This window comes from Streptomyces spongiae (assembly GCF_009377185.1).
Lineage (GTDB): Bacteria > Actinomycetota > Actinomycetes > Streptomycetales > Streptomycetaceae > Streptomyces > Streptomyces spongiae.
In genome coordinates this window covers 1-2,123 of record NZ_VJZC01000970.1, presented here as the reverse complement: position 1 = coordinate 2,123, position 2,123 = coordinate 1, and the positions used below count along the sequence as shown (strand labels likewise).

The 2,123-nt window shown below is 70.5% G+C and carries 2 protein-coding genes; both read left to right on the top strand.

Translation table 11 applies throughout. The annotated features are described in order from the left end of the window. Nucleotides 1–46: 46 nt before the first annotated feature. Nucleotides 47–1,123, top strand: a complete 1,077-nt coding sequence (locus FNH08_RS49260) for a Zn-dependent alcohol dehydrogenase (RefSeq protein WP_152778470.1) — start codon at nucleotides 47–49, stop codon at nucleotides 1,121–1,123. Between the two features lie 57 nt (nucleotides 1,124–1,180). Continuing rightward, nucleotides 1,181–2,123: 3-oxoacyl-ACP reductase (locus FNH08_RS49255; RefSeq protein ID WP_152778472.1), on the top strand; the 943-nt coding region annotated here is incomplete at its 3' end.

The window sequence follows — 2,123 nt, the reverse complement described above, 5'->3', positions numbered from 1 at the left end:
GCCCTGAACCCACCCTGACACACCCACAGTTGAGGGGAGCCGCACCATGCGCGCAGCCGTACTGCACGAGATCGGCCAGGACAAACTCGAGGTCCTCGACGACGTCGAGGCGGTGGGCTTTGGACCCGGCAGGGTGAGGATCCGGGTACGGGCCACGGGCCTGTGTCACTCCGACCTGTCCGCGATGGCGGGGGTCCTGCCGCAGCCCGCGCCGTTCGTGCCCGGTCACGAGGGGGCGGGCGAGATCCTCGAAGTCGGCGAAGGAGTCAGCCACTTGAAGGCGGGCGACCGCGTGGTCGTCTGCTGGCTCCCGGCCTGCGGCGCCTGCCCCGCCTGCAAGCGCGGCCAGACCGAGCTGTGCCTGGCCGGGTTCATGAACGCGGGCACCCCCAACTTCAAGCGGCCCGGCGGCGACGTCTTCGGCATGGCCGGCACCGGCACCTTCACGGAGGAGGTCGTCGTCGACGCGGGGTGCGCCGTACCGATACCGGACGACGTGCCCTTCGACATAGCGGCGTTGATCGGCTGCGGGGTCACCACTGGTCTCGGTGCCGTCCTCAACACGGCGGACGTGGAGGCCGGTTCGTCGGTGGCCGTCATCGGCTGCGGTGGCGTCGGCATCTCCGCGATCCAGGGCGCGCGGCTCAAGGGCGCCGCCGAGATCGTCGCCGTCGACCCGGTCGTCTCCCGGCGGGAGTCCGCGCTGAAGTTCGGCGCGACGAAGGCGGTGGCGCCCGAGGAACTGGCCGACGCCAAGCAGTCGGTGACGGCCGGTGAGGGCTTCGACTACGTCTTCGAGGTGGTCGGCAAGTCCGCCACGGCACGGACGGCGTACGACACGACGCGGCGCGGCGGCACGCTCGTCGTCGTGGGCGCGGGCGCCATGGACGACTTCCTCCAGCTCAACATGTTCGAGCTGTTCTTCGACGAGAAGCGCATCCTGCCGTCGATGTACGGCGGCGGGGACGTGCTGCGGTCGTACGAGCGGACGATCGCCCTGTGGCGAGCCGGCCGCATCGACCTCTCCGGCCTCATCACCCACCGGGTGCCGCTGTCCGACATCAACGAGGCCCTGGACCAGATGCGGACGGGCACGGCACTGCGGACGTGCATAGAGATCTGAACCCGAGGACGAACCGATCAGCTTCCACACGGTGAAGGGGCGTTGATGTCACGGACACTGTCACTGCCACTCGAGGGCCGGTCCGCGATCGTCACGGGCGCGGGCCGCGGACTGGGCCGGGCCGAGGCACTGGAACTCGCCCGGCTGGGCGCGGCCGTCGTCGTCAACGACTACGGGCAGCCGGGCCGCGACGGTTCGGGCGAGGCGTCCACCGGACCCGCCGAGGAGGTCGCGGCCGAGATCAGGGCGGCCGGCGGCACGGCCGTGGCCCACACGGGAGACGTGGCGGACCACCAACAGGCCAGAGAGCTGGTCGAGTTGGCGATCGCCGAGTTCGGGAAGCTGGACATCCTCGTCAACAACGCGGGCATCCTGCGCGACCGGATGGTCTTCTCGATGTCGGAGGGGGAGTGGGACGCGGTCATCCGCGTCCATCTGAAAGGCCACTTCAACACGACGCACTTCGCGGCGGCGCACTGGCGGGCACGCAGCAAGGCGGAGGGCGGGCGGCCGGTGTACGGGCGGATCGTGAACACGTCGTCGGAGGCGTTCCTGGCGGGCTCGGCGGGACAGCCCAACTACGCGGCGGCGAAAGGCGGAATCGTCGGCCTGACCACGTCGACGGCGATCGCCCTCGCCAAGTACGGCGTGACGGCGAACGCGATCTGCCCGCGTGCGCGAACGAGGATGACGGAGGACGTGTTCGCGGCCGTGGAGCAGCCCGGGAACGGTGGTGGTGATGCCGGTCTCGACCCCCTGGCCCCCGAGCATGTCGCGCCCCTCGTCGGGTACTTGGCGTCGCCGACGGCGGCGCACGTGAACGGCCAGCTGCTGGTGGTGCACGGAGGGATGGTCGCGGTGGTCGAACGGCCGAGGGTGGCCGCGCAGTTCGACTCCAAACAGGACACTTTCACGTACGACGAGCTGGACGCCCTGCTCACCCCGTACTACGCCGAGCGGCCGGACGGCGAGACGTTCGCGGCGGCGGAGGTACTGGGAC